Origin of the sequence: Microcystis sp. M53602_WE12, assembly GCF_030065455.1 — a bacterium.
Lineage (GTDB): Bacteria > Cyanobacteriota > Cyanobacteriia > Cyanobacteriales > Microcystaceae > Microcystis > Microcystis aeruginosa.
Genome location: NZ_JASJFB010000072.1, coordinates 1 through 4,717, shown reverse-complemented (window position 1 = coordinate 4,717; position 4,717 = coordinate 1). Strand labels below are relative to the sequence as shown.

Here is a 4,717-nt window from a genome sequence, read left to right as displayed (position 1 = left end):
TTAAACTAGAACCCGATAGTGATGGCATAATGCGCTCCCAAATCTTCCCCGGTTTATGGCTAGATAAAAACGCTTTATTAATGGGCGACTTAGGAAAAGTTTTATTGATTTTGCAGCGGGGGTTAGAAACAGCAGAACATCGAGATTTTGTCAATCAATTAACTGCCAATCACAGCTAGATTTTAAAATTAGACAATTATTCTTGATCTACTGTCGTATAATTACAGAAAGAGTATTTTTGACCTGAATTTGTTCTTAACTGTACCCCACATTTCGACAAGCTCAATGTAAAATAATCTCGCCCCTGATAATCTTCTCATCACCTTACTTTATGTCAAATCTAATCCTTTTCTGGCATCGTCGCGATTTACGTCTCTCGGATAATATTGGACTGAGTAAAGCTAGGGATCGTAGTCCGAAAATTATCGGGGTTTTCTGCCTCGATCCCGCTATTTTAGAGAGGGATGATATCGCCCCTGCTAGAGTTGCCTATCTCCTCGGTTGTCTAGAGGAATTAGAAAAAAATTATCGCCAAAAAGGTAGTCAATTACTGATTATTTGCGGCAACCCCAGTCAAACACTCGTCAATTTAGCTGGCAATTTATCGGCAAAAGCAGTTTTTTTTAACCTCGATATCGAACCCTACGCGCGTCAACGGGATCAACAGGTAATCGCCGCTTTACAAACAAAAGGAATTGAGGTAGAAACCTTCTGGGATCAACTTCTCCACGCTCCAGGACAAGTCCTCACCCTCTCAAAAAGTCCCTACACCGTATATACTCCTTTTTGGAAAAATTGGAGCCAATTAGCCAAAGCCAGCCCCAAAACCCTAGAAAACCTGCAAGGATTAGACGAAAATGAGGGGGAGAAACTCGCAGAAACTATTAACTTACCAACCCTAGAAAATTTAGGTTTTACCTGGCAAAACCCCTTACCCCTCGCTCCCGGAGAAAAGGCCGCCCGTAGCAGATTAGAAGAATTTTGTCAAGGGGTTATTAACAATTATCAAGAAGATCGTAACTTCCCCGCTTTCGATGGCACCTCGCGCTTGAGTGCCGCTTTAAAATTTGGGGCGATTGGCATCCGCACAATTTGGACGGCAACCCTAGAATTATTAGAAAATTGCCGCGCCGAGGAAGCAAAAGATAGTATTATCACTTGGCAGCAAGAGTTAGCTTGGCGGGAATTTTACCAGCATTGTCTCTATTTTTTCCCAGAATTGGCGGTCGGTGCTTATAGAAAAGAATTTCGTCATTTTCCTTGGCAGGATAACGAAGAACATTTTCAAGCTTGGTGCCAGGGAAAAACCGGCTATCCGATCGTTGACGCGGCCATGCGACAATTAAATGAAACGGGATGGATGCACAATCGTTGTCGCATGATCGTGGCGAGTTTTTTAACCAAAGATTTAATTATTAACTGGCAAAAAGGCGAAAAATACTTCATGCAGAAACTTTTTGATGGCGATTTAGCCGCTAATAATGGTGGTTGGCAGTGGAGTGCCTCTAGTGGCATGGATCCGAAACCTTTAAGAATTTTTAATCCCGCTAGTCAGACACAAAAATTCGATCCGGAAGGGGAATATATTCGTCAATGGTTGCCGGAATTAGCTTCCGTAGATACGGAATATCTAGTAACCGGGAAAATCCCCCGTTTAGAAAGACATCGTTGTGGTTATCCTGAGCCAATTGTCGATCATAATCAACAACAAAAAGAATTCAAACGACTCTATAGCAATCAGAAGCCAAAACGGTAAAACTAGCTACTTTTGACCGGCTTTAATCTGGTTCCAAACATCCTCTAAACTTAGATATAACACAGGCACAACAATTAAACTCAACAGGGAAGAAGTGACTAAACCTCCCACAATTACCATCGCCATGGGTTGCCGCAATTCCGCACCAGTACCCAATCCCAAAGCGATCGGAATCATGCCTAAAATTGTCGAACAAGTGGTCATTAAAATCGGTCTTAACCTAATCATTCCCGTTTCTAAAACCGCTTCCTCCCGACTCCAACCCTGTTGACGCAATTGGTTAGTATAATCCAGCAATAACACAGCATTTTTATCGAGTAGTCCCAAGAGGAAGATAAACCCGATCAGAGAAATCATACTAAACTCACTACCCGTTACCAATAACCCCAACATTGCCCCCACAATCGCTAAAGGTAAACATAAAGCGATGACGATAGTTTCTAGCAGTCTTCTGAATAATAACCATAAAACTCCTAACATTAAAATTGTCGCTAGGATTAAAGTGCGACCAAAACTGCCCAAAACATCGCTACTTTGAGAAGAAGTACCCCAACGCTGTAAAGTTATCCCTTCCGGTAAAGCAATCCCTTCAATTTTAATCGCCGCATCTTCTAAGCCTAAATCCGGACTGAGATTAGCACTGAGAAAAATCGCCTGTTGACCATTTAAACGCTCGATCGCCAAAAAATCCCCCCGCTCATTTAATCTAGATGATAGGGAAATATCCTTTAAACCGGCGATTTTAGCAGCCTCAACCCGCAATTTCTCGGCACTATCGCGCAATAGCTGCAAATCATCGCTTTTAATCGCAATTTGGATCGGCTTTTCCGCTTCCGTCTGCACAAAAGGAATGTCCTCGACACTGACATTCACCCCTCTAATTGTCGGTAAAATTTGCCGAATCCGTTGCTGCACCGCACTGGTGTGAGATTTACGATCGCTCTTCAGTTTAACGTGAATTTTGCCACGATTCGGCTCACCGCGTAAACCGGCGATCATAAAAGTCGATTCCACTTCCCCATCCTGCAAAATCGGCGCTTCTAATTTGCTGCCATCGCGGATAGTGCGACGCAAAAGAAAACTTTCGGGAGAACTCGCTAACTGAGAAATCCAAGCGAAACTATCGCTAGAACTCTTAGCCGTCGGTTTATTAGGACTAATTTGCGTTATTTTCGGCAAAGGAGAAGTATAAACCAGATTAAACTCGCCGCGATCGAGTCGGGGAATAAATCCCCTAGAAATAAAAGGAATCAAGGCAATACCCGCAAAAAAGGTAATTAGGGCGATAGCAATGACCAGCAAACGATGACGCAATGACCAGTTTAAGAGCCGTCGATAGGTGTTCTCAATTGGTCGCTTTTGTTTCGTTATTTTTGCCCGTGACTGCGGTTTCAGCCAATATACTGCCAAAACGGGCGATAAAGTTCTGGCGATCAACAGAGAAAAAATCACCGCAGCCGAGACAGTTAAACCGAAGGGTTGGAAAAACTGTCCCACCGCACCCCCCATAAAAGCGACGGGTATAAACACCGCAACAATGGTTAAAGTGGAGGCGGTGACAGCTAATCCGATCTCCCTTGTCCCCTTGAGTGCCGCATTTTTCGGGGTTTCCCCCGCGTCGATTAAACGGGAAATATTTTCTACATCCACGATCGCATCATCCACGACAATGCCGATCACCAAAGCGAGAGCCAGCAGCGTCAGGGTTTCCAGATTAAACCCATAGATTGCCATGATAATGAAAGTCCCCAAAAGAGATAGGGGGATAACCAGAGCAGAAATGATTGTAGCGGCGAAACTGCCTAAAAATATCCAGATCACCAGCACCGACAGCAAAACTGCCAAGAGTAAATCATCGATCGTGCCTTGTAGGGCAGCGCGAATATATTCCGCTTGGGTTTCAGCTAAAATTATCTTGACATCGGGCAGTTTTTGTGCTATGTCTTTAACCAGTTTTTCTGCTTGAGCGGCCAGATCGAGACTATTGGCAGCACCTTGTTTGATTACCTGCACAGCGATCGCCTCTTGGCCATTAAAGCGTACCAGCGTGGGCAATGGTCGGGTTAAGCTTTTATGGGGATTATCTTCCCTAACTGTACCTTGACCGAGTAAATTAACTTTAGCCGTACCTTCGAGAGCTTTTAAGGGCCGAATTAAATTATCTTGGGCGATTTGGCTTAATTCTTCCAGAGTTTTCTGCTCACTCACCAGCGTATATGTGACTGTTGCCGACTCATTTAAATCAACGGGGATAACTTCTGTAGTAGCTTGAGAGGGTAAAGGGATTTGCGAGATAGCCTGTTTAACTGCTGCGGTGGCTTTGTCTAAATTTGTGCCAATTTTAAAGAAAACGCTGATTACTGACTGTCCGGGGGCAGTAGTCGAGGACACATCCCGACAACCGGGGAGAGAGAAAAGGGGATTTTCTAGGGGTTTAGTTAATTGCTGTTCCGTGGTGATAGCAGTAGCTAAATCCGCTTGGGCGTTAATTATTACGACTGGAAAGCTGATATCGGGGAAAAGAGCGTATTTTAGGGAACTAAAAGCAAAAATTCCCGCCATGGCCACCGCTAACCAGAAAGCAATGGTTAACCTCGGGGCATTAATCGCTATTCGAGAGATATTCAGACGTTCTCGCCACGATTCTTTCATCTTTTGATCATCTCTCATAAGTGGGGAGTGGGGAGTGGGGAGTGGGGAGTGGGGAGTGGGGAGTGGGGAGTGGGGAGTGGGGAAGTGGGAAGTGGGGAGAATAAATAAAAATAATCTCCTGACTCCTGACTCGGAGACTCCTAACCCAATGGTAGATGTTGGATTTTTGCAGGAGTTCTATTTTCTAACAAAGATAAGCAAAAATTATTGATTGACTGCAAAAACTTGAGAATATTTAAATTAACATTCCGCAATATTTATAAATTCTTAAGAATTAATTGAGAAAGATTTTTATTTAACAACGATGTT

Annotated in this window: 2 protein-coding genes and 1 pseudogene; 2 read left to right on the top strand and 1 reads right to left on the bottom strand. The window is 43.7% G+C overall.

All coding sequences use genetic code 11. From position 1 onward, the window contains the following. Both PX482_RS03175 and PX482_RS03170 read left to right on the top strand, forming a co-directional pair. A pseudogene (locus tag PX482_RS03175) lies at window positions 1-179 on the top strand (Uma2 family endonuclease); the annotation flags it as partial. A 152-nt stretch (window positions 180-331) separates the two neighbouring features. Further along, window positions 332-1,756, top strand: coding sequence for an FAD-binding domain-containing protein (locus tag PX482_RS03170; protein WP_002758099.1), 1,425 nt, complete (start codon window positions 332-334; stop codon window positions 1,754-1,756). A 6-nt stretch (window positions 1,757-1,762) separates the two neighbouring features. On the opposite strand, the gene PX482_RS03165 is transcribed toward PX482_RS03170, so the two are convergent. Beyond that, the gene (locus PX482_RS03165; RefSeq protein WP_288023238.1) at window positions 1,763-4,408 is read right to left on the bottom strand and encodes an efflux RND transporter permease subunit; all 2,646 of its coding nucleotides are present in this window, start codon (window positions 4,406-4,408) and stop codon (window positions 1,763-1,765) included. Window positions 4,409-4,717 lie beyond the last annotated feature (309 nt).

Bases quoted from the DNA above. Each gene is read 5' to 3' on its own strand.
- PX482_RS03165 (WP_288023238.1), bottom strand. From the start codon at position 4,408: ATGAAAGAATCGTGGCGAGAACGTCTGAATATCTCTCGAATAGCGATT.
- PX482_RS03170 (WP_002758099.1), top strand. From the start codon at position 332: ATGTCAAATCTAATCCTTTTCTGGCATCGTCGCGATTTACGTCTCTCG.